The sequence below is a fragment of the Ensifer sp. ENS02 genome, from assembly GCF_014851885.1.
Lineage (GTDB): Bacteria > Pseudomonadota > Alphaproteobacteria > Rhizobiales > Rhizobiaceae > Ensifer > Ensifer adhaerens.
Genome location: NZ_JACVAO010000007.1, coordinates 24,657 through 47,375, shown reverse-complemented (window position 1 = coordinate 47,375; position 22,719 = coordinate 24,657). Strand labels below are relative to the sequence as shown.

Sequence of the window (22,719 nt, the reverse complement as noted above, 5' to 3'; positions counted from 1 at the left end):
CGGCTTCCTTGTCATGCGGGCGGGACAGGCGTGTTTACGCCCGCCGCCGCTCAATATTCCTTTTCGAAGAAGACGCCGCCCGAGGCCGAACCGTCGCCGGCGGCCGAGCCCTTGAGCTTCACGCCCTTGCCGACATCGAGATTGATGACCGCCTTGCTGGAGGCGGAATCGGAGCCCTGCTGCAGCTCGATATAGGTGCGGTCGTTGAGATACTTGCCGGCGCGCACGGACGCGCCGCCATTCTCGTCGGTGGTGACGTCGAGATCGTCGACGCCGAGCTTGTTGCGCAGGCCGTCGAGCAGCGAGGTCGAGCCGCCACCGGCAAGCTGGCTGACGGCGGAGGCGAGCTGGGCGATCTGGAAGGCCGAGAGGTTTGACAGCGATCGGTTGAAGATGAGCTGCGCCAGGATTTCGTCCTGCGGCAGCGCCGGGGAGGAAGAGAAGGCGATCTGCGGATTGTTGGCGAGGCCCGCGACCGCGACGGTGATGGTGGTCGCGCCGACGCTGGAGGTCGCCTTGAGGTCGAGCGTCGGGATCAGGTCACCGCCAAAGCCGATATTGCCGTCGGTGAAGGTCAGGCGCTTGCCGAGGATTTCGAGCCGTCCGCGGCGCATCTCAAAGCCGCCGGAAACAATTGGCTGCATGGCGGTGCCACGGATCGTCAAGTCGCCGCCAAGCTCCGCGTCGATGCCGCGGCCGCGCACGAAGATCTGGTGGGCGTTGACGCCGAGATCGAAGGCAATCACGCCGCTTGCATTGGCGCCTGCGGCCGGCACTTCGTCCTTGCGCAGGTCCTTGACCATCTTCCGCACCTTGGGCGGCGCATTCTTGTGCTTGATGTCGATGGCCGAAAGCGACGTCGGCAACTTCTCCGGAATGGTGATCGATGCCTTGCGGATCGTCACCTTGCCTCCGAGCGTCGGGGTCGCGACCAGGGGACCGGTCAAGGTCATCTCGCCGGCAACGTTGGCGTTGAACAGGGTGCCATCGACGTAGGTCGCGTTGTTCAGCTTGATCGTCAGGTTGGCCGGGAAGCCGGAGCCGGGTACTGTGCCGACGGTACCGCTGGCTTCGACCGAGCCGCCGGTCGCGAGATTGGCCGAGAGCCTGGAGATCGTCGCCTGCTTGCCATCGAGCGCGACATTGGCGGTCAGGTCGTTGAGCGCCAGGTTGCGACGCACGTCGACGAGGCGCCCGCCTGACGTGGTGATCGTGCCGGCGATCTGCGGCGCCTTCGCGGAACCGGAGATTGCCACATCGACATTTGCCTGGCCCGTCAGCGTGAAGCCTTTCTCCGCCATCAGGTTGGCGATGAGGGCGAAGGGGACGTTGCCACTGAACTTCATCGCGATCGGCATGTTGCCGCCGATGTCGACATTGCCGCCGCCCTTGAAGGAAAGTCCGCCGGCGCCCGAAAGCGTCGTATCGAGCGTCACTTTGTTGTTGGCAAACTTGCCGTCCGCCGTCACATCGAAAGCCGCAACGCCCGCGGTGCGGGCTGCCGCGAGCGAGGCGCCCGACCATTTGAGGTCGTAGGCGACGACCGGGGCAGACGCTGCGCCCTCGACATCGACGGTGCCGGCGATCGTGCCCTCGGCGCCGAGGTCCGGTGCGAAGGCGTTGACCAGTGCTGCGGGCAGGGCGTTGAGCTTCGCAGTGATGTCGAGCTTTTCGCCAGCCGTGCCGTTGACTGCGATCGTGCCTTTCGATGCCTGGATCGTCAGCGCGTTGAGACGGACGGTGCCGTTTTCGATGGCGATCACCGTCGGCTGCGCCAGTTTCAGGGCAATGCCCTTCGGCGTTGCGCCAAAGGATGCGAGGCGGATTTCGGTGCGGCCCTTGGCGCCCGCGAGGTCGCCCTTCACCGTCAGCGGTCCGCCGTCATATTTGCCGTCGATGGCAAAACCGGTGCGGCCGGCCTGTTGCTCGAAATCGACGGCAAGTCCGGAAACACGGTTTTCGCCCTGCGCCACCGTTTCGGCGCGGATGCTGCCCTTGATCGCCAGGGCCGCGAGGTCGGCGATGGTGATGTCGGCGGTCGGCCTGGAGATCGTCAGTGCGTCACGTTTGATGCCGCTGCCGCCGGCCTTGACGACGACGGAGGTGATGCCGTTTTGAGTCTTGATGGCCGCCGAGCCGTTGAGGTCGCCGGATGCTTTCTGCCCGGCCATGGCGGCCAAGAGGCCGATATCGGGCAGGTCGAAGCTGACCGTGCCGTCCGGCTTGAAATCGGGGGTGAAGCTGATTGCCCCGGTCAGCTTGTTCTCGCCGATCCTGGCTTCGAGCACCGGGATTGCGGTCTGGCCATCCTTCGAGACGACGTCGGCCTTGACGTCGATGGCCTGGCCGTCGAGTGCACCGGTCGCCGTCAGGCTTGCCTGCGGGCTCGAAGGGTTGGCCTTGGCGTCGGCCTTGACGTTGAGGTCGCTGAGCGTGCGTCCGGCCAGTGTCGCGCCGCTCGACGTCAACTCGGCCTTGATGCCGAGTTCCGAAAGCGGGCCGGTCACGGCGGCGGTAAAGTCGGCCTTGCCCTTGGCATCGGCAAGCAGCTTGCCGAGATCAGGCAGGGTACCCCTAAGGTCGGCCGTCAGGTTGCTCTGCGCGAGCGCAACGGTGCCGGCGGCCTCGATCGTGCCCGACTTGAGCTCGAGGCCCTCCACGGTGACGCCGCCGTCGGTTGCCGTCTTCACTTCGCCCGAGAGTGCGATCGTGCCATCGAATTTCGCGGCGGCCGCCGGCGGCAACGCGTCCGGAACGGCGAAGAGCTTGAAGGCCGCGGAAACCGTGTTCTCGTCGCGATAAAAGGCGCCGGTGAGCGAACCGCCGATACCGGGGCTTTCGATCGTCACCGGGTTGAAGGCGATGTTTTCCTTCGTCACGGAGAGGATTGCGTCCACCTTCAGCGGCACCTGGACCAGGCGAGCGAGGTTGGGGTCGTTGAAGCCGGCTTCGCCCACCTCGATTGCCGCCTTCACCGGACCGGATTGCGCCTGGAGATTGAAGCCGTCGCTGCGTGCCGAAAGCTTGACTGCGCCGAGCGCCACGTCGGGCACCGCCAGGGAGGTGACGTCTGCGGTGAGATCGAGGATCGCGGCTTGCGCGTCGCCGATCAGCGAGAAATCGACGGCATTGATCTTGGCCTGCGCTTCACCCTTCTGCAGCGGCCAGCGGAAGTCGACAGGGCCGTTGGTGCCGGCAAGCCTGGCCTTGAGGTTGTTCTCGCCCTTGCTGTCGTAAGTACCGAAAGCGGCAAAGGAGAGCGCGCCCGTCGTCACATGAGCCTTGTCGACCTGAACCAGCCCCTGGTCGTTGAACGCGGCGGCGATGTCGAGACTGGTGTCACCCTCGAACATCGGGCGCAGCGCCGGCGGCATCAGCGAGCCGAAACCGCCGCCGCCGTTGACGGTCAGCCGGTGCATTCCGTCGGGCGTCTGGACGTGGCGACCGTCGAGCTTGAGAATTTCGCTGCCGTCGAGTGCGGCCGTGGCGCTGCCGGCCCAGTCGGAAAGCGGGCCTTCGCCGGTCAGCTTGATGTTGACTGCGGGCTCGTTGGGCAGGCGAAGCAGCTTTGCCAGTACACCGTTGTTCGGCTCGTCCACGGTCGCCTCGAGCTTCAGCTCGTTGCCCGCCGGATTGAAGACGATATCGGCAACCGCGCGCGCTTCCGGCCGGTCGCGCTGGGCGGCCGCAAGCTGAAGGGCGATGCTTTCGTTGGTCGCGTTCACCTTGCCGCTGGCGGTCAGGAACTGGTCCTCGCCGGTGATCGCCTTGCCGATGATGATCTCCTTGAGATCGATCGCGTCGATCTTGACGTCCACGGGAAGCGCAAAGGTCGAGCGGACTTCCTTGGTCTCGGTGGAGGGGATCGGCAGGCGCTCGACGCGCACCGAGCCGGCCGAGAGTGCTGCGGCTTCGAAGCGGAAGGAGATAAGGGCGGCGGGCGACCAGGTGAGATCGAGGTCGCGCACTTCGGCATAGACGCCCTCGCCATCGAACAGCGTGATGCTTCCGGCCGTGAACTTGCCGGTCAACAGCGCGCTCGGATCGGCGATCCGCACGATCTGGTCAGGGGTTGCCGCATACTTCTCGATTGCCCAGGCGACGAGCCTTGCGCCGGGTGTGGTGAAGCCCACGAAGGCGACGAGAAGAAGGGCAACGACCGCAATCACGCCAAGCACACGAAGGCCATAGCGCAGCGTCGCGCGAAGGAAGCGGACGACCTGATTCATGATCTACCCATAACGCAAGTTGCTCCCAAGCGGAATCGCCGCCGGCAGAAACTATCCGGCAATGGCGGCGATTTGCCGGTTCTGATGGAAGAAACGGCCCGGATCAGAAGGATTGGCCGATACCGGCATAGATGCCGTACTTGGTGCCGCCGGGATATTTGTTAAGCGGAACGGCAAAGTCGAGGCGGATCGGGCCGAAGGGCGTGGCGTAACGCAGGCCGATGCCGGCACCGGCGCGGATGTCGGAGAAGTCCGGCGTCGTCTTCGCAGACACCGTACCGGCGTCGATGAAAGGCACGACGCCGATGGTGTCGGTGATGGCGATGCGGGCTTCGAGCGAGGCATTGACATAGGAGCGTCCGCCGGTCTCCTCGTTGTCGGAATTGCGCGGGCCGATCTCCTGGTAGGAATAGCCGCGTACCGAGCCGCCACCGCCGAGATAGAAGCGGCGGTTGGCAGGAATGTCTTCGAGCCCGCTGCCGCCGACGAGCATGCCGGCGCCGATCTTGCCGGCAAGCACGAAGCGCTTCTCGTCGCCGAGCGCATGGTAACCGGATGCCGAGGCTTCGAAGGACGAGAAGAAGGTCTGCCCCTTGATTTCGTAGCTCGGCTTGGCATTTATCATCGCCCGGTAGCCTTCGGTCGCGTTCAGCTTGTCGTTACGGGTATCGCGCACATATTCGAGCGGGATCGCGGCCGTCAGATAGGAGTTCGAGCCGAAGGCGTCGTCGATATTGGCCCAGCTGAGCTCGCCGCCGCCTGAGACGGTGTCGGTGTCCGAGAGCTCGAAGGTGGCGCCGGCCGCTGCCGTCAGGATCTTGGCGCGGTAGGCGTCTGGGTCCTGGATGTTGGCCTTGACGCTCGCGGTAAAGGTGGAAGCCGGGCCGAAGGCACCGGGTTTGGCAAACAGGATGCCAACCGAATAGTCGAGCTTGTCCAGTTCCTTGGTCTCGCCGATGCGGTCGACCGATCCTTCGATGCGCAGCGATTCGGCGCGGCCGAAAAGGTTGCGGTGTCCCCAGTAGCCCGAAAGCCCGAGGCCGTCGGTGGTCGAGACCTGGGCGCCGAAGCCGAAATACTTGTGCTTGCCTTCGGACACCTCGATCTTCATCGGGAGAGATCCATCGGGCGAAAGCGCATTGGCCTCCTTGATGGTGACGCTCGAGAAGACGCCGAGCTGGCGCAGGCGCTCGGAGGCTTTGCGGATGTCCGCGGGCGAATAGGGACGGCCTTCGTTGAGGCGTGAGTAGTCGCGCACGAAACCCGGGTCGACGGTCTTCGTTCCGTCGACGCTGACTTCGCCGACTGGGGCAACGGGGCCGCCGCTGGCGCCGATGACGATGTCGACGGTCGAGTCGGCGTGGTTGGCGACAGCGCTGCGTTCGGTGAGCTTGGCCAGGGGGCGACCCTGCTCGCGCAGATCGTTCACGACCTTTTCGCCGGCCTTGATGATCAGGGTGGAATCGGCACGCGCTCCGGCGGGCAGGCCGTAATCAGCGGGACTGAAACCGGCCGCATCGCCTTCGAACTTGACGGAACCGACGTTGAAGACCGGACCCGGCGTCACGGTGACGGTGACCGGAATCGGCTTGCCATCCGGGAAAGACGGATCCGGCGGCAGACTGTCGATATCCTGGCCGTTGATGCGGATCGCGATGGTGCCGCCGTAGCGGGCCTTTTCGTAGAGTGCGGCAAGCAGCCGGTCGCGGTCGTCACGCGCCCGAATTGCCAGGCCAAGATCGCCGGAGACAGGCTTTTCCTGGCCCTGCACGAGCTGCGAGCTGTTTTCCAGCGCTTCCTTCAGTTCCTTGTCTTCGGTGCCGGCGTCGAAGGTGAGGGTATAGTTGACCGGGTCGATGACCGGCGCCTCTTCCTCGTCGCTCTCGAAAAACTTCATGCCGAAGAGCTTGAAGGCATAGGCCTTCTCGGCGGAAAGCGGGCCGAGCGCGCACGAAAAGGCAACAGCAAGCGAAGTCGCTGCCTTCCAGTACGCAATACTCGACCGTGGTGGGGACATTCGCTTCCGCATCCCGTCTTCAGGCGACCCAATACAAACTGCCTGCTTATGCGGCTGGGTCACTATCGCATGCCTAAGGTTTTCCATCTGTTAACGATGACGATCCGCTGCATCCACCCCTGATGCCGAATTTCGGTGCCGATTCCGTCGAAAAAGCGCGGAAATGTTGTCGGCGCAGCACAACCACCGCCGACAACCAGTAGGGCGCTGCGCCTTTTTGGAGGCTTAAATGCCGCCTTGTCCGCTGTATCGAGCCGCTACGCCGCCTCGGGCAGCGCCCGCAATTGCGGTACGCCGGAAGCGATGATGACGAGGAACTGGATGAGGAAACCGACCGCTGCGACGGCAAGGCACGCCTCGACGCCGAAGCGTGTGGCGACGACGGCGCCGAGCGCTGCACCGATCGGCCGGGCGCCGAAGGTGGCGGTGGTGATGAAGGCCGATACGCGCCCGAGCATCGCATTGGGGGTGACGGCCTGCCGCAAGGTGAGCGTGGCGATCGACCAGAGCACCGGGCCGGCGCCGAACAGGAAGAAGCTCAGACCGGCAAGGGCACCTGAGGGAACCCAGATGGTCGAGAGCATCACGGCCGCAGCCGTCAACCCGCCGAGCGGGCCGAGGGCGATCATCAGGCCGAAGGGGATCCGGCGCGCAATGGCGGGGGCTGCGAAGGCGCCGATCATCATGCCCGCGCCATAGATGCCAAGCGTGATGCCGACGCCGGTCGCCGTCAGCCCGAGGGTCTGAATGGCATAGGCGACATAGACCGCCTGCAGCACGAACCAGGCCGTGTTGAAGACGATGGCGGTCACCAGAATGGGCCTGAGCAGCGGGTGGCCGCCCAGGAACCGGGCGCCTTCGGCGAGATCCTGAAGGAGGTTGCGCCTGGGAGCGGTCGGTTGCTGCTGGTCGCCAAGGCCGGCGAGCAGGACGACAGAGAGAAGGGACAGGGATGTGGCGGCGACATAGGCGAGCGATGCGCCGGTCCATGCGACGATCGCGCCGCCGATCGCCGGTCCGCCGGAATAGGCGAGACTGCGGGCGAGCTCCAGCCAGCGATTGGCGTCGGCGAGTTGGTGACGGGGCACGATCGCCGGCACCAGGGCTGGGGCGGCGACATTGTAGCAGACCGTGCCGATGGCGCCGACGAAGCCCATGACGGCGAGCAGCGGCAGCGACAGCAAGCCGGCGAGCATCAGCAACAGCGTGACAACCAGCGACAGCGCGCGCAGCATCTCCGAGGAAACCATCAGCCTGCGCCGCGATGCGCGGTCGGCAACGAGACCGGCGGGAATGGAGAGCAGAAGGAATGGCAGCGTCTGCGCCATCTGCAGCCATCCGGTTTCCGCAGGGCCTGCGGCGAGCAGAAGCACGGCGGCGAGCGGAGCGGCGGCCAGCGCCATCTGCTCGGAAAACTGTGCGAACAGGTTGGACCAGCCGATGCGCTTGAAGGCCGGTGGCAGGGTGTCGCGTGGTGGGTTTGGCATGGAAGAACCTCGATCATGAAACGTCGAGGTCAGCAGACGGGATTGCTTCGGCGGTTGCCACCCGATTTCGGCGCGTTCGTTGGCCGCTGCGCGTTGTGTGCGGCAGAGGATGCGGTTGCCGCAACGAAAAACCCCCTCAGGGCGGTCAGCCGTGAGGGGGAAACATCAAACCAGGCCGTCGGGCGGCTCAAGCTGCAGCCGACGGCAGGCTGCCTGTCGCCTTAGCGCGGGCAGGAGTCGATGTAGCGGCGGCCGTAGCGGTCGCGATAGTAGCACTGGCCGGGCTGCTCGGTGACGTTGCCGATGACTGCGCCGGAAACACCGCCGATTGCCGCGCCGACTGCAGCGCCACGGACGTCGCCGGTAACAGCGCCGCCGATGATCGCGCCGGAAACGGCACCGATGCCGGCGCCCTTTTCCGTCTGGGTGCAGCTTGCGACCGCCAGGGCGACCAGCACAAGTGCGATGGCTTTCTTCATGTTGTTCTCTCCGATGTCTACGGATCTCAAGCCTATCGCTCAGTCCGTCCCGTGGATGATGGCGAAGCCGGGAACATCCCGCTCCACCGGAACTTGCGGTTCGGAAAATACGCGGTCCCCATCGAAAGTCTACGGGAGCGCTGCGGTTTCTTCCTGCCGGCAAGATAATGATATCGTTCCTGAACGGGACATGAAGGCAGTTCCCTTCGGCACAACCGGCGTGGAAAAATTTTGTCGTTCGGCGGGCAGGGGCGGTTGCGGCATTCCAAAAAAAGACAAATGATACAAACAAGCCTGCGAAAATCCGGAGGAGCGGATCCGTGGGCGACGGGCATCGATATCAGTTGGCGCGTACCCTAGTCGCGTGAACCATCTCACCCGACTTTCCGGCCGCGCTCGTGTTGGCATTGACCGACCCCGGAGGAGCGAAATGGCGAAAGTAACAATGACGGTCAACGGCCGTCAGGTGAGCGGTCATTGCGACGACCGCACATTGCTGGTGCAATTCATACGCGAAAATCTCGGACTGACCGGCACCCATGTCGGCTGCGATACCTCGCAGTGCGGCGCCTGCGTCATCCATATGGACGGAAAGTCGGTCAAGAGCTGTTCCATCCTCGCCGCGCAAGCCGCAGGCTCTATGATCACCACCATCGAAGGGCTGGCGGCCGATGGCGAACTGCATCCGGTGCAGGCGGCCTTCAAGGCCAATCACGGCCTGCAATGCGGCTTCTGCACGCCCGGCATGGTGATGACGGCCGTCGACATGATCCGCAGGCATCAGGGTCAGCTGGACGAGGCGACGGTGCGCGCCGAGCTCGAAGGCAACATCTGTCGTTGCACCGGTTACCACAATATCGTGAAGGCGATCCTTGCCGCCGCCGCCGAGATGAGCGGCGCCCGCGTGGCCGCAGAATAGCGGCAGAACGGGGGCGGGATCTCGCCCCTGACGCATGTCACTCAGGACCGATGCATGGCCGTCGGGACTGTCGCTGGATATCTCGGGAGGAGATAGGCAATGGGCGTTGAAGGCATTGGCGCGCGCGTGGCGCGCAAGGAGGACAAGCGGTTCCTGACCGGCAAGGGCCGCTATACGGACGACATGTCCGTGCCGGGGATGAAATATGCGGTGTTCGTGCGCAGCCCGCATGCGCATGCGAAGATCCTCAAAGTCGACGGGTCGGCGGCGATCGGCATGCCGGGCGTGATCGGCGTGCTCGACGGCAAGCAGTTGCTCGCCGATGGTATCGGCAACCTGATCTGCGGTTGGATGATCCATTCCAAGGACGGATCGCCGATGAAGATGGGCGCCTGGCGGCCGCTCGCGCACGAGACCGTGCGATACGTCGGCGACGCGGTGGCGATCGTCGTTGCCGACAGCGTCGCCGAGGCGCGTGATGCTGCCGAAGCCGTGGTCGTCGAATACCAGGAGCTTCCCGTCGTGATCGACGCCTCAAAGGCGCTTGAGTCAGGACAGCCGCAGCTTCACCCGGAAGCGCCTGGTAACCTGATCTTCGACTGGCAGATCGGCGACGAAGCGGCGACCGACAAGGCGATCGGCGCTGCGGCGCATGTCACCGAAATCACCATCCACAACAACCGGCTTTCGCCCAACCCGATGGAGCCGCGTGCGGCGCTCGGCATCTACGACGCCGGAGACGACCACTATACCTGCTACACGACCAGCCAGAACCCGCATGTGGCGCGGCTGGTGATGAGCGCCTTCTATAATGTCGCGCCGGAAAACAAGCTGCGGGTGATCGCGCCCGATGTCGGCGGCGGCTTCGGCTCGAAGATCTACATCTATCCGGAGGAGATCGTCTGTCTCTGGGCGTCGAAACGCACCGGCGTGCCGGTCAAATGGACGTCGGACCGCACCGAAGCGTTCCTCACCGATGCGCATGGTCGCGACCATGTGTCGAAGGTGAAGATGGCCTTTGACGCCAACAATCGCATCATCGGGCTCAAGGTCGATACGATCGCCAATCTCGGCGCTTACATGTCGCTGTTCTCCTCGGCGGTGCCGACTTATCTCTATGCGACGCTGCTCTCCGGGCAGTACGACATCCCGGCGATCCATGCGAATGTGCGCACCGTCTATACCAACACCGCGCCCGTCGACGCCTATCGCGGCGCCGGGCGGCCGGAGGCGACCTATCTCTTGGAACGCACGATGGAGACGGCGGCCCGCGAACTCGGCGTCTCGCCTGCCGAATTGCGTCGGGTCAATTTCATCCGCTCCTTCCCGCACCAGACGCCTGTCATCATGAACTATGACGCCGGCGACTACGACGCTTCGCTCGAAGCGGCGATGAAGGCGGCCGACTGGAACGGCTTTGCCGGTCGCAGGGCGGAAGCCGCCGGTCGCGGCATGAAGCGCGGCATCGGCATGAGCTGTTACATCGAGGCCTGCGGCATCGCACCGTCGGCAGCGGTGGGTTCGCTCGGTGCTGGCGTCGGCCTTTGGGAATCGGCCGAAGTGCGGGTCAACGCCGTCGGTACGATCGAGGTCCTGACCGGCTCGCACAGCCATGGCCAGGGCCACGAGACGACCTTTGCCCAGCTCGTCGCCGACCGCTTCGGCGTGCCGCTCGACAGCGTCAACATCGTGCATGGCGATACCGACAAGGTGCAGATGGGCATGGGCACCTATGGTTCTCGTTCCGGTGCCGTCGGCATGTCGGCCGTCGTCAAGGCGCTCGACAAGGTCGAAGCCAAGGCGAAGAAGATCGCCGCACATCTGATGGAAGCGGACGAAAGCGACATCGTCATCGAAAACGGCGAACTGAAGGTCGCCGGCACCGATAAGGCCGTGCCGTGGTTCCAGATGGCGCTTGCCGCCTACACCGCCCACAATCTGCCGGCCGGCATGGAGCCGGGGTTGAAGGAAGGGGCCTTCTACGACCCTGCCAACTTCACCTTCCCGGCCGGCTGCTACATCTGCGAGGTGGAGGTCGATCCGGAAACGGGCCGAACCAAGATCATCCAGTTTGTCGCGGCCGACGACTTCGGCAACATCATCAACCCGATGATCGTCGAGGGACAGGTGCATGGCGGCATTGCCCAGGGCATCGGCCAGGCGCTGCTCGAGGGCGTGCACTACGACCCATCCGGCCAGCTGCTGACGGCGAGCTACATGGATTACGCCATGCCGCGCGCCGACGATCTGCCGTCATTCCAGGTCTCGACCTCGAACACGCCCTGCCCGAACAATCCGCTGGGCATCAAGGGCTGCGGCGAGGCCGGCGCCATCGGCTCGCCACCGGCGCTGATCAACGCCATCACAGATGCCATTGGCAACAACGCACTTACCATGCCGGCGACACCGCAGAAGGTGTGGGCGGCGGCGCACGCGGCCAAGTGAACGGGAGGACACCTCATGTACGAGACCCAATATCACCGGGCGTCCTCGGTTCAGGACGCCGTCAGCCGAATGGATGCGGCCGGCGAAGGCAAGTACGTCTCCGGCGGCATGACCCTCATTCCGACGATGAAACAGCGGCTGGCGTCGCCGAGCGATCTGATCGACCTTCGGCACATCGCCGAGATGCAGGGCATCTCGGTCAACGGCCGATCCGTGCGGATCGGCGCGGCCACGACCCATTATGACGTCGCCTCGTCGGCGGCGCTCAAAGCTGTCTGTCCGGCGATCTGCAGCCTTGCCAGCCATATCGGCGATCCGCATGTGCGACACATGGGCACGATCGGCGGCTCCATCGCCAACAACGATCCGGCGGCGGATTATCCGGCAGCGATGCTCGGGCTCGGCGCGACGATCGTGACCAACCGGCGGGAGATCGCGGCCGACGATTTCTTCACCGGTCTGTTCGAAACGGCGCTGGAAGAGAGCGAGATCGTCGTCGCGGTCAGCTTCGACGCCCCGGCAAAGGCCGCCTACCAGAAGTTCGCCAACCCGGCCTCGCGCTACGCGATGACCGGTGTCTTCGTCGCCAAGCGCGACAATGGCGAGATCCGGGTCGCGGTCACGGGTGCGGGCGCAAATGGCGTTTTCCGTCAGGCGGAGATGGAGGCAGCCCTTGCTGCCAACTGGACGCCGGATGCGCTTTGCAATATTAGCGTCGATGCCTCAGAGCTTCTCTCCGACATTCACGCGGATGCGGCCTATCGCGCCAATCTGGTGAAGGTCATGGCCAAACGCGCCGTTGCGGCGGCATGACCAGCCTTCGCCGTCACACCAACATCGAAAAAGGACGGCTTCGGCCGTCCTTTTTTCATCCTTGCTTGACTTCGATCAAGCTTGACGTGATGAACATGCACTAAGGCTTTCTTTGGAATGTTTCAAAACTAGGGCTGTTCCCCTTGAAACGGTTTCAGTGAAAGCAGCGAAGATGCTCAGGCTCAAAAATGCTAGATCATCTCGGATGCACTCGCTGGGAAGGCAGCGCGTCAAGGGCCTTTTGCCGCAGTTGGCAGATGCCGGGCATTCCGAGGTTGACCCCAGGTCGCTTTGATTGAAGAAAGCGGCCGGGCACTGGAGAAAATGATGGATTTCGAGAATTTCTTTAAGAACGAGCTGGACGGGCTGCATCAGGAAGGCCGCTACCGGGTTTTCGCAGACCTCGCCCGTCATCGCGGCCAATTCCCGAAGGCCGCGCGCCATACGGCTGAAGGCGTTCAGGAAGTCACCGTCTGGTGTTCGAACGACTATCTCGGCATGGGCCAGCATTCTGTCGTCACCGAGGCGATGAAGCGCGCCATCGACGAATGCGGCGCCGGCGCCGGCGGCACCCGCAACATTTCCGGTACCAACCATTACCACGTCCTGCTTGAGCGCGAGCTCGCGGACCTGCATGGCAAGGAATCGGCACTGCTCTTTACTTCGGGCTACGTGTCCAACTGGGCCGCGCTCGGAACGCTCTGTTCCAAGATTCCCGGTGTTATCGTCTTCTCGGACGCCGGGAATCACGCTTCGATGATCGAGGGGATCCGTCACTCCAAGTGCGAACGCGTCATCTTCAAGCATAATTCGGTCGCTGACCTCGAGGCCAAGCTCGCTGCCGCCGATCCGCGTGCGCCGAAGCTCATCGCTTTCGAGTCCGTCTATTCGATGGATGGCGACATTGCGCCGATCAAGGAATTCTGCGACCTCGCCGACAAGTACGGCGCCATGACCTATCTCGACGAAGTGCATGCGGTCGGCATGTACGGTCCGCGCGGTGGCGGCATTGCCGAGCGCGAAGGGCTGATGCACCGCTTGACGGTGATCGAGGGCACGCTCGGCAAGGCCTTCGGCGTGATGGGCGGCTACATCACCGGCTCGGCCGCACTCTGCGACTTCATCCGCTCGTTTGCGTCCGGCTTCATCTTCACGACGGCGCTGCCGCCGACGCTTGCCGCCGGTGCGCTCGCCTCGATCCGCCACCTGAAGGAAAGCCAGGTCGAACGTTTCGCGCACCAGGAACGTGTCCGTCGCCTGCGCTCGCTGCTCGACCAGCGCGGCATTCCGCACATGCCGAACCCGAGCCATATCGTGCCGGTCATGGTTGGCGACGCTGCCAAGTGCAAGTGGCTCTCGGATCTCCTGCTCGACAATTTCGGCGTCTACGTGCAGCCGATCAACTATCCGACGGTGCCGAAGAAGACCGAGCGCCTGCGCATCACCCCGACGCCGCTCCATTCGGATGCCGACATCGACCATCTCGTCGGCGCGCTGCATTCGCTGTGGTCGCGCTGTGCGCTGGCCCGCGCTGTCGCATAAGGCCAATCTTGCCGGCGCCATGCGCGCCGGTCAGAAAGCTCTGAATTAGTGAAGCAGCCCGGCCGCCAAGTGCCGGGCTTTTTCGTCGGCGGCAAAGACGTCGTCCATCGTTGCGGCCCCCGGCAGGTCGGCAAGCTTGTCCATGACCTTTTCGACGATCTCTGCCATGGCGAGAAAGCCGGTGCGGCCGGCGATGAACGCGTCGAGCGCGGTTTCCTTGGCGCCGTTGAGGACCGCACCCTGCACGCCGCCTTCGACCATGGCGCGCCGCGCCAGGCGGATGGCAGGGAAGCGCACTTCGTCCGGCGCCTCGAAATCGAGGCGCGACAGCTTGGCGAAATCGAGCCGCTCGATCGGCAGGCTGCAGCGGCTCGGATAGGAGAGCGCATAGCCGATGGCGGTGCGCATGTCCGGGCAGCCGAGCTGGGCGAGCACCGATCCGTCGGTATAGCCGACCATCGAGTGGATCACCGACTGCGGGTGCACGATCACCTCGACCTGCGCGGGTTCGAGCGCGAAGAGGTGCTTTGCCTCGATCATCTCCAACGCCTTGTTGAACATAGAGGCGCTGTCGATCGAGATTTTCAGCCCCATCGACCAGTTCGGATGGGCGCGCGCCACGTCCGCCGTCACGTGACGCATTTCTTCCAGCGACTTGGTGCGGAACGGGCCGCCGGAAGCGGTCAGGATGATACGCTCAACCGCATGGCGCTGGTGTTCTTCCAGAACCTGGAAGATGGCATTGTGTTCGCTGTCGACCGGAAGCAGCCGACCGCCGCCTTTCTTCACCGCGTCGATGAACAGACTGCCGGCGGAAACCAGGCACTCCTTGTTGGCAAGCGCGATGTCGGCGCCGCGGCGGGCCGCGGCAAGCGTCGGCGCCAAGCCGGCATTGCCGACGATCGCCGCCATCACCCAGTCCGCGTTGCGCTCGGCCGCCTCGATCAGGCCGCTCTTGCCGGCGGCAACCTGAATGCCGGTGCCGGCGAGCGCGGCCTTCAGGTTTTCGTACTGGCTATCGTTGGCGGTGACGGCGAGTTCGGCGCGAACTTTCACGGCCTGCTCGGCGAGCAGGGGAATGTTGCCGTTGCCGGTGACGGCGACGACGTCGAAGCGCTCACGGCCGCCAAGGCGCTCGATAACGTCGAGCGTGTTGGTGCCGATCGAACCGGTCGAGCCGAGGATCGTCAGTCGGCGCTTCGCACTGTCGTGGGATGCCATGCCAATACCCATGTTCTTCTTTTCGGACGGAATGCCCGGCTGAGCCTTCGCCGCGGGCGCATGATCTTCACGAGATCGATCCGAGTCTTTTATGTTGTTTGCTAGGCTCTACAGGCGAAATCCGCCGGCAACAAGGGTGCGGTCTTCATTCCGTCTCGTCCGCAGGCTAAGAATTGGGTGCCTTGAGTCGGGGTCCGGAGGAGTTCGCGATGCTGAAAATCATAACCGCCGTTTCCTGCGCCTGTGTCGCGATCGAAATGGCATCGATGCAGCCGGTTGCGGCAGAAAACGTGCCGCCGCAGCTCGTCGCCACCTGGCTTGCCGAAGATATCGGTGGGGGTGGGGTCATCGACAATCTCCAGTCGACCCTGGAGATCCGCGAGGACGGGACCTATGGCGGCATGGCCGGCTGCAACCATTTCACCGGTACTTTCAGTCTCTCCGGCTCGAAGATCACCTTCGGCCCGGCGGCATCGACACGCAAGATGTGCGTGCCTGCGGTGATGAACCAGGAGCAGAAGTTCCTCAAGGCGCTCAGCAACGAGCTTTCTTGGTCGGTGGAAGGATCGAAGCTCGTGCTTGGCAAGGCCGGCGGCGGCATCGCCCTGAAACTGGCGTCTATGACGGCAGCGTCTGGAGGCGCCGACGTGACGATCCGCGTTCCCGGCGCCGATGCGGTGGACCGGCAATCGGTCCGCTACGACTGCGGCGGCAAGGCGATCGAGGCGGAATACATCAATGCCGGCCCGGTTTCGCTGGTGACCTTCACCATCGACGGCACATTCGTCGTCGCCTCAAACGTGATAGCTGCGTCCGGAGCCAAATATGCCGGCGGGCAATATGTCTGGTGGACGAAGGGCGAGGAAGCAACGCTGTATGATGCCACCAAAGGCGACGAGGATCGGGGAACCGCCTGCAAGCCGGCATCCTGAGCCGGCTTCTCGCCTGAGCGGAAACACCAGGCTCGGCCTGCGCCTGGGTGAACGAGTGGCATAAGTTGTCGCCTCGATTGGAACTTTTTCCTTCGCGTCCTAGTTACAATCCCGATGCCATCGCGGCGCTGTTGTGTGAAAATGGGAGTGTTCCATGGGGCTGCTTATCGGAATTCTGATTACCTTCCTCGTCATCGTGCTGGTGCTCTATCTCGTCCAGCGTCTGCCGCTCGACGCGCGCGCCAAGCAGATCGTCCAGATCATCGTCATCATCATCGGCATCATCTCTCTGTTGAAATATCTCGCCGTCTTCTGACGTGTCGCCTTCCTGCCAAAGGCCGCCGGATCGCAAGGCCCGGCGGCCTTTGGCTGTCCGGTTGATGCTGACAGGATCTGACAGCGGCAGTGCCTAGTGTCCGGGCATCGAAAAGGAGACCCGACGATGCTGTCACCGAACCTTATCCTGCTCTATGTCGAAGACCCAACCGGAAGCGCTGCCTTCTATACCGGCCTGCTTGGACGCGAACCCGTCGCATCCTTCCCGACCTATGTCGCCTTCGAACTCGAAAACGGACTGACCTTCAGTCTCTGGTCGACAGAGGCGCGGGATTTCGTCTCGTCCGGCACCGGCCATCGCTCGGAAATCGCCTTCATGGTCAAGGACGACGCCGAGGTCGAGCGGCTTTACGCTGATTGGCAGGAGCGCGGGCTTACGATCGAACAGGAACTGAAGACCGCCGTCTTCGGCCGCACCTTCGTCGCGCTGGACCCGGATGGACATCGGCTGCGCGTGTGCCGGCCCGATGATTGAAATCATCAGGTTTTGGTGGACCGAACGCGGATAGCAACGCTTATTGCGCGGCCGTCGGCGCTCTGCGGTCAAGGATGGCCTGGAACAGGGCGGCCTGACGCTCGGTCGCGGCGCGGATCGCGCTGAGCTGCCGCAGCATCGAGCCGAAAGCCGCGAGAAGTATGCCGCTCAGGATCGCGCTCAAGGCCCAAGGCAGTATGACGAGCGCCCGAAGCTGCGCCGTTGCCGGATCGGCAGCGAGCAGCGCGATCGCGGCGGCCAGAGCGGCCAGGATGATGACGATGCCGATGATTTGCAGAAGCTTACCCATGGTGTCCTCCCGTCATGCGCGCACCGTCAGGCAGACTGCATCTCCTGTCAAGCCAGCCGCCCAGCGCGGCAACCTTGCGACCGTGATCGAAGGAACGGGACCGGCCCAACAAAAAAGGCCGGGGCAAACCCGACCTTCCTCATCACCTTCCGTCGATGCCAGTTCATCCGTGGTCATCAGGAAGATGTGAGTGTTGTTTAGCTGTCGTTCGTGACAGGCGCATGACGTCAGCGCGTTTCTTTTCCCCTGCGCCGCCCTGCGCCAGCAACGGGCGCTCCCACTCTACCATTTGCCCAGATGCGCGCCGCCGTCCACGTTCAGCACCTCCCCGGTTATGCGCGGCGCCCTGGTCAGGAACAGGACGGCATCCGCGATCTCGGCCACGCTGGAAATGCTGTGCATCGGCGAGAGCGTGTTCAGGAAATCCCGCGGGTTGTCCTTGTGGAGCGGCGTGTCGACGACACCGGGGGCCACGACGTTGACGCGGATTCCGTCCCTTGCGTATTCCATGGCGATGTTCTTCGAGATCGCGTTGATGCCGCCCTTGGTCAGCATGGCGACCGAAGCGTTCATGCCTGCAATCGGTCGGTCGGCAAGGGGTGTCGTGATGCTGACGATGCTGCCGCCTCTTTTCTGCGAAAGCATCTGCTTGATCACAAGCTGGGTCGTGTGGAGGAATCCCTCGATGTTGGTGGCGCTCAGCTGCCGGTAGTCTTCGGCGGTGTAGTCGACGAAGGCCTTGGTGAAGAAGATGCCGGCATTGTTGACGAGCGCGTCGATCGAGCCGAACCGGGCGATCGCGGTTTCGACCACGCGTTTCGCCGTCTCCGGATCGGCGATATCGCCGTCGACCCGGGCCAGCCGGTCCGATTCGGTGATTTCGCGCGATTGGCTGACATTGCGCGAGGTTGCGACGACGCTGTAGCCCTCTGCCAGAAAAGCGTTTGTGAGGCCCGCGCCGATGCCCTGGGATGCACCGGTGATGATGGCGACTTTGTTTGTCATCTGATCTCTCTCCGTGGATGGACGGTTTCGGTGAGATCAATATGGCTGCTGCCAGATTGTGCGATTAGGCGGAAATATCTGGAATTACTTTTCCAGCGATGCAAAAATCTTCCCATGGTCGATCTGAACGATATCGCGGTCTTTGCGGCCGTTGCCCAATTCGAGAGTTTCAGCCGGGCGGCACGTTCGCTCGGCATGCCGGTCTCCACCGTCAGCCGCAAGGTCACGGCGCTCGAGGAGCAACTGGGCGTCACGCTCATCCAGCGCACGACGCGCAAGCTCAGTCTCACGGCGCAGGGGCGCGCCTATTATGCGGAATGCGGCGAACCGCTGAAGCAGCTTCGCGACGCGGAGCGGGTGCTGAGCGAGGCGCAGAGAAGACCGGAGGGGTTGCTGCGGGTCACCGTTCCCATGACCCTCGGGCAGCCGCCCTTCTTTGATTTCCTGTCCGCATTTCTGAAGACGTATCCCGAGATCGAGGTCGATCTGCTCGTCACCAATATGTTCATGGACCTCGTTGCCGAAAACATCGACGTCGCAGTGCGGTTCGGCGAATTGCGCGATTCGTCGCTTGTCGCGCAGCGTTTGGGTCGAAGCACCCATTTCCTGGTGGCCGCACCCGGCTATCTCGACAAACATGGCACCCCATCGCGACCCGAAGACCTGAGTGGCCACCGCTGTGTCCTGGTCAATGCCCGGGGCAACGAGGCCGAATGGCATCTGGTCAAGGGTGGCGAAGCGGCCAGCCTGCGTGTGACCGGGGCGGTGTCGGTCCACGATATCCAGTCGGCGAGTGCCATGACCGAGCGCGGCCACGGCATCGGCCGGCTCCCGCCGATCTTCTGCGACAGCCTACTTGCGAGCGGCAAGCTTCTGCGCGTGCTTCCGGGATGGTCCGCGCCGGATGTCTTTGTGCATGCGGTCTATCCGACGCGGCGCTTCCTGCCATCGCGGCTGCAGGTGTTTCTGCAGGAACTCAAAGCCTGGCGCGGCCCGGCGTGGCAGCCGCTTCGGTGAGCGTGCGTTAGGGCACGATCTCCTCGAGCTTCTGCGCAAAGGCGCTGAAGCCGGCGCGGCGATAGGTAGCCTGCGCCTGCGGATGATCCCATTCGTCCGTATGTAGCCAGATCCGGGTTGCGCCACGGTCCCAGACGGCGCGCAGCGCGCTATCGAGCAGAAATGGCCCCAGCCTTTGGCCGTAAACATCCGGGATCAGGCCGAAATGGGTGAGCTCGACATCCTCGGTATCGGCGCGGTCGAATTCACAGAGCCCGACTGCGCGGCCATCCAGCCGGAGGATGTAGAGGATCGTGGAGGCGCTTCTGAGAAAGTCGTCGAGATCGGCCGTCGGCATGCGCAGCCGCTGATCCCAGCGTAACGGTTCGCCGACGGCGCGAAAGAGCGAAAGAAACGCAGCGGCATCCGGACGTTCGGACGCGACCACCGCTTGCGCGATCGGTGCCGGAAACGCATCGCCCGCCGGACGTTCGAGCATTTCCATATAGGTCACGAGCAGATGAACCGTGTTTTCTCCGGAGGGGGTTGCTTTGCTGTCATCCACGGCGTCAGCACGGCGTGCGCCGCGTCCAATTCGATTAAGAGGGGTCTTGGAAAATGGTGATCCCGCCGCGATTCGAACGCGGGACCCCCAGATTAGGAATCTGGTGCTCTATCCTGCTGAGCTACGGGACCACTTGAATAGCACCCATACAAAAGCAAGGGCTCTTCGCCAAGTGTTTTTGCGTGCGTGCCCGCGGAAATGCAGGTGGCGGCGAGCTTGGGTCGTCTCGTCCGGGTGGTGTGCCGACGCGGACCGGCAGGCTTGAAAACGACGGTGAAACGGGGGGCTGGTCTTCCATGTCCTCCGAATGCTAAGCAAAGCAAGCGCCGGCCCGAGGAAGCTGGCGCTCCCCATTGAGTCCTTCATCAGAGACCTGATCCACATATGTTCATCGGAATAGATTGGGGCGGCACAAAAATGGAAGTCATCGCGCTTGGCCGCGATGGCGAAACACGCGCCCGTCATCGCGTCTCGACCCCGACCAGCGGCTATGACGATTGCATCCGCGCCGTTCTCGATCTCGTTGCTGCCGCCGAGCAGACGGCGGGCGAACAGGGCTCGATCGGCATCGGCATTCCCGGCAGTCCCAATCCGCGCACCGGAATCGTGCGCAATTCCAATGCGGTGCTGATCAATGGCAAGCCCCTTGGGCGTGACCTCGAAACGGCGCTTGGCCGCCCGGTCCGGCTTGCCAACGACGCCAATTGCCTGGCGGTCTCGGAGGCGGTCGATGGCGCCGGCAAGAATGAGCATGTGGTCTTCGGCGTTATCGTCGGCACTGGCCATGGCGGCGGCCTTGCGATCGACAAGAAGGTGCACGCCGGCTACCAGGGCGTTGCTGCCGAGATCGGCCATTATCCGCTGCCCTGGATGACGCAGGACGAATATCCCGGCCACAAATGCTGGTGCGGCAAGCACGGTTGCCTCGACATGTATGCCTGCGGCACGGGTGTCGAGCTCGACTATCGCCTGACGACCGGCGTCGAGAAGCGCGGGCGCGATATCATCGAGGCGAAGCGGGCGGGCGATCCGGTTGCAACGGGCGTCTATGAGCGCTTCGTCGACCGGCTGGCGCGCAGCCTGGCACTGCTCACCAACATCGTCGACCCGGATGTCTACGTGCTTGGCGGCGGCATGTCGAATGTCGACGAGATCTACCAGGACGTGCCGCCACGGGTGGTCAACTACCTCTTCGGCGACACGTTCGAAACGCCCATTCGCAAGGCCCTGCACGGCGACAGTTCCGGCGTGCGCGGTGCGGCCTGGCTCTGGAAGGAATGACCCCCATGAATATCGACAAGGACCTCGCCCGCATCGCGCGGCAGGAACAGGAATTGCAGTTCGAGCGCTTCGATCTCGATGCGGCGTGGGAGCTTGGCTCACTGCTGCGCAAGATGGCGGCCGAGCGCAAGCTTGGCGTCGTCATCGACATCACGCTCTTCTCGATGCAGGTGTTCTATGCCGCGCTCGACGGGGCGACGCCGGATAATCCGAACTGGGTGCGCCGCAAGCGCAACACCGTGTTCCGCCTGTTCAAGAGCAGCTATGCCACCGGCCGCGAGCTCGCCAAGGCGCAGACCAATCTGCAGGCCAAGCTCGGCCTTGCCGATGCGGATTATGCAGCGCACGGTGGCAGCTTCCCGATCGTCGTCAAAGGTACCGGCTGTATCGGTGCCGTCACCGTATCCGGCCTGCCGCAACGCGAGGACCACAACATGGTGGTCGAAGCGCTCTCGGCCCTGCTCGGCAAGGATCATGGCGCCTTGAAGCTCGAGGACTGAGAATTGGCATTGGATATAATTTCGCAATCACGCGTGCTGTCGGATTGGCTGGCAGACAAGGCCCTGCCGCTCTGGCGCGACAAGGGTGTCGATCATTCAGGCGGCTTCGTCGAGACGATCGATATGGCAGGCGAGCCGACCCGCGCCAACCGGCGTGCACGCGTTCAGCCGCGGCAGGTCTACTGTTTCGCCGAGGCCGGGCGGCGCGGCTGGTCCGGTGATTGGCGCGGTGCCGCCGAAGGCGGGCTTGCCTATTTCGATCGCATTTTCAAGCAGCCGAGCGGCTTTTACGGCGCGCTCGCCGATGCCGACGGCAATCTGCTCGATCCGTCCTTTGACCTCTACAACCAGGCCTTCGCGCTGCTTGCCTTCGCCTATCTGGGCGAGGTCGTGCCGGCCCGCAAGGCCGAGATGATCGAGCGCAGCAATGACCTTCGCTCGCGGATCGAGGCGCATGTCAAGCATCCGGTCGCGGGCTTCGAGGAAGACAATCCCTCGCGCCTGCCGCTCTGCTCCAATCCGCATATGCATCTCTTTGAGGCGTGCCTGGCGAGCGAGACGGTCGAGGGCTTCGATCGGGTTGGCTGGGCGAACCTCGCCGACGAAATTGCGCATCTGGCGATGGATTATTTCATCGATGCCGAGAGCGGTGTGCTGCGCGAATTCTTCGATCACGACTGGGCGCCGATGGCAGGCGAAAAGGGCCGGATCGTCGAGCCTGGACATCTGTTCGAATGGGCGTGGCTGCTTTTGCGCTGGGCGGAGCGCCGCGGCAGCGCCGAGGCGATCGTCAAGGCACGGCGGCTGTTCGATATCGGTGAGGCCCACGGCATCTGCGCGAACCGCAACGTCGCGATCATGACGCTTCTCGACGATCTGTCGGTGGCAGATCCGATCGCGAGGCTTTGGCCGCAGACCGAGTGGCTGAAGGCGGCCGTCCGCTTTGCCGCACTCACCAATGGTGCCGAGCGCGAGCGTTATCTTGCTTCGGCCGCGCGAGCAGCGGCGGCCCTTCAGACGTTTCTGGCGACGCCGATTGCGGGCCTTTGGCGCGACAAGCAGAAGGCCGACGGCACCTTCGTCGAGGAGCCGGCGCCGGCGAGCAGCTTCTACCATATCCTCTGCGCCATTTATGAAACCGAGGACTGCCTAGCCCGGATCTGATTT

At 63.7% G+C, this 22,719-nt stretch carries 19 protein-coding genes and 1 tRNA gene; 11 read left to right on the top strand and 9 right to left on the bottom strand.

Features of this window, described 5'->3' with window-relative positions:
* Positions 1 to 50 precede the first annotated feature (50 nt).
* The 4 genes from IB262_RS15910 to IB262_RS15895 form a co-directional block, all read right to left on the bottom strand.
* A complete protein-coding gene (locus IB262_RS15910) occupies positions 51 to 4,229 on the bottom strand; it encodes a translocation/assembly module TamB domain-containing protein (RefSeq protein WP_192493691.1) in 4,179 nt (1,392 codons plus the stop codon).
* A gap of 103 nt (positions 4,230 to 4,332) precedes the next feature.
* Positions 4,333 to 6,246 carry an autotransporter assembly complex family protein gene (locus IB262_RS15905; protein ID WP_112975146.1) on the bottom strand — a complete coding sequence of 638 codons (1,914 nt, stop codon included), beginning with the start codon at positions 6,244 to 6,246 and terminating at the stop codon, positions 4,333 to 4,335.
* Between the two features lie 257 nt (positions 6,247 to 6,503).
* The gene (locus tag IB262_RS15900; RefSeq protein ID WP_112772951.1) at positions 6,504 to 7,733 is read right to left on the bottom strand and encodes an MFS transporter; all 1,230 of its coding nucleotides are present in this window, start codon (positions 7,731 to 7,733) and stop codon (positions 6,504 to 6,506) included.
* A gap of 221 nt (positions 7,734 to 7,954) precedes the next feature.
* Positions 7,955 to 8,212: a glycine zipper domain-containing protein gene (locus IB262_RS15895; RefSeq protein ID WP_034802400.1), complete on the bottom strand. Its 258-nt coding sequence runs from the start codon at positions 8,210 to 8,212 to the stop codon at positions 7,955 to 7,957.
* 430 nt (positions 8,213 to 8,642) lie between these two features.
* Between IB262_RS15895 and IB262_RS15890 the strand changes: the two genes are divergently transcribed.
* The 4 genes from IB262_RS15890 to hemA all read left to right on the top strand — a co-directional run bounded on the left by IB262_RS15890 (position 8,643) and on the right by hemA (position 13,931).
* Positions 8,643 to 9,131 (top strand): (2Fe-2S)-binding protein, encoded by a 489-nt coding sequence (locus tag IB262_RS15890; protein ID WP_112975145.1) that lies wholly within the window; start codon positions 8,643 to 8,645, stop codon positions 9,129 to 9,131.
* 99 nt (positions 9,132 to 9,230) lie between these two features.
* Positions 9,231 to 11,576, top strand: coding sequence for a xanthine dehydrogenase family protein molybdopterin-binding subunit (locus tag IB262_RS15885; RefSeq protein ID WP_112975144.1), 2,346 nt, complete (start codon positions 9,231 to 9,233; stop codon positions 11,574 to 11,576).
* Between the two features lie 15 nt (positions 11,577 to 11,591).
* A complete protein-coding gene (locus tag IB262_RS15880; RefSeq protein WP_112975143.1) occupies positions 11,592 to 12,389 on the top strand; it encodes a xanthine dehydrogenase family protein subunit M in 798 nt (265 codons plus the stop codon).
* A gap of 327 nt (positions 12,390 to 12,716) precedes the next feature.
* Positions 12,717 to 13,931 (top strand): 5-aminolevulinate synthase, encoded by a 1,215-nt coding sequence (gene hemA, locus IB262_RS15875; protein WP_112975151.1) that lies wholly within the window; start codon positions 12,717 to 12,719, stop codon positions 13,929 to 13,931.
* A gap of 45 nt (positions 13,932 to 13,976) precedes the next feature.
* Here hemA and dxr read toward each other — a convergent pair whose 3' ends face one another.
* A complete protein-coding gene (gene dxr, locus IB262_RS15870; protein ID WP_112975142.1) occupies positions 13,977 to 15,152 on the bottom strand; it encodes a 1-deoxy-D-xylulose-5-phosphate reductoisomerase in 1,176 nt (391 codons plus the stop codon).
* Positions 15,153 to 15,361: 209 nt separating this feature from the next.
* Here dxr and IB262_RS15865 point away from each other — a divergent pair, with 209 nt between their 5' ends.
* The 3 genes from IB262_RS15865 to IB262_RS15855 all read left to right on the top strand — a co-directional run bounded on the left by IB262_RS15865 (position 15,362) and on the right by IB262_RS15855 (position 16,895).
* Complete coding sequence (locus tag IB262_RS15865; RefSeq protein ID WP_034802387.1) at positions 15,362 to 16,084, top strand: META domain-containing protein; 723 nt, start codon at positions 15,362 to 15,364, stop codon at positions 16,082 to 16,084.
* A 154-nt stretch (positions 16,085 to 16,238) separates the two neighbouring features.
* Entirely contained in the window at positions 16,239 to 16,400 is a 162-nt protein-coding gene (locus IB262_RS15860) for a Thivi_2564 family membrane protein (RefSeq protein ID WP_089044368.1), read from the top strand.
* A 126-nt stretch (positions 16,401 to 16,526) separates the two neighbouring features.
* Complete coding sequence (locus IB262_RS15855; protein WP_112975141.1) at positions 16,527 to 16,895, top strand: VOC family protein; 369 nt, start codon at positions 16,527 to 16,529, stop codon at positions 16,893 to 16,895.
* 40 nt (positions 16,896 to 16,935) lie between these two features.
* Here the strand turns inward: IB262_RS15855 and IB262_RS15850 are convergent, their stop codons facing one another.
* A complete protein-coding gene (locus tag IB262_RS15850) occupies positions 16,936 to 17,205 on the bottom strand; it encodes a hypothetical protein (RefSeq protein WP_060582869.1) in 270 nt (89 codons plus the stop codon).
* A 282-nt stretch (positions 17,206 to 17,487) separates the two neighbouring features.
* Positions 17,488 to 18,210, bottom strand: a complete 723-nt coding sequence (locus IB262_RS15845; RefSeq protein WP_060582870.1) for an SDR family NAD(P)-dependent oxidoreductase — start codon at positions 18,208 to 18,210, stop codon at positions 17,488 to 17,490.
* A 114-nt stretch (positions 18,211 to 18,324) separates the two neighbouring features.
* On the opposite strand from IB262_RS15845, the gene IB262_RS15840 reads away from it, so the two are divergent.
* Positions 18,325 to 19,227, top strand: a complete 903-nt coding sequence (locus IB262_RS15840; protein ID WP_060582871.1) for a LysR family transcriptional regulator — start codon at positions 18,325 to 18,327, stop codon at positions 19,225 to 19,227.
* Between the two features lie 7 nt (positions 19,228 to 19,234).
* Here IB262_RS15840 and IB262_RS15835 read toward each other — a convergent pair whose 3' ends face one another.
* Complete coding sequence (locus tag IB262_RS15835) at positions 19,235 to 19,771, bottom strand: GNAT family N-acetyltransferase (protein ID WP_348646637.1); 537 nt, start codon at positions 19,769 to 19,771, stop codon at positions 19,235 to 19,237.
* A 54-nt stretch (positions 19,772 to 19,825) separates the two neighbouring features.
* A tRNA-Arg gene (locus IB262_RS15830) sits at positions 19,826 to 19,902 on the bottom strand.
* A 253-nt stretch (positions 19,903 to 20,155) separates the two neighbouring features.
* Between IB262_RS15830 and IB262_RS15825 the strand changes: the two genes are divergently transcribed.
* The 3 genes from IB262_RS15825 to IB262_RS15815 are packed head-to-tail and all read left to right on the top strand — an operon-like array spanning position 20,156 to position 22,716.
* Positions 20,156 to 21,052 (top strand): ROK family protein, encoded by an 897-nt coding sequence (locus IB262_RS15825; protein ID WP_112975139.1) that lies wholly within the window; start codon positions 20,156 to 20,158, stop codon positions 21,050 to 21,052.
* A 5-nt stretch (positions 21,053 to 21,057) separates the two neighbouring features.
* Entirely contained in the window at positions 21,058 to 21,552 is a 495-nt protein-coding gene (locus IB262_RS15820) for a heme-degrading domain-containing protein (protein WP_034802370.1), read from the top strand.
* Positions 21,553 to 21,555: 3 nt separating this feature from the next.
* Complete coding sequence (locus IB262_RS15815) at positions 21,556 to 22,716, top strand: AGE family epimerase/isomerase (protein ID WP_090295410.1); 1,161 nt, start codon at positions 21,556 to 21,558, stop codon at positions 22,714 to 22,716.
* The last annotated feature ends 3 nt before the right edge of the window (positions 22,717 to 22,719 follow it).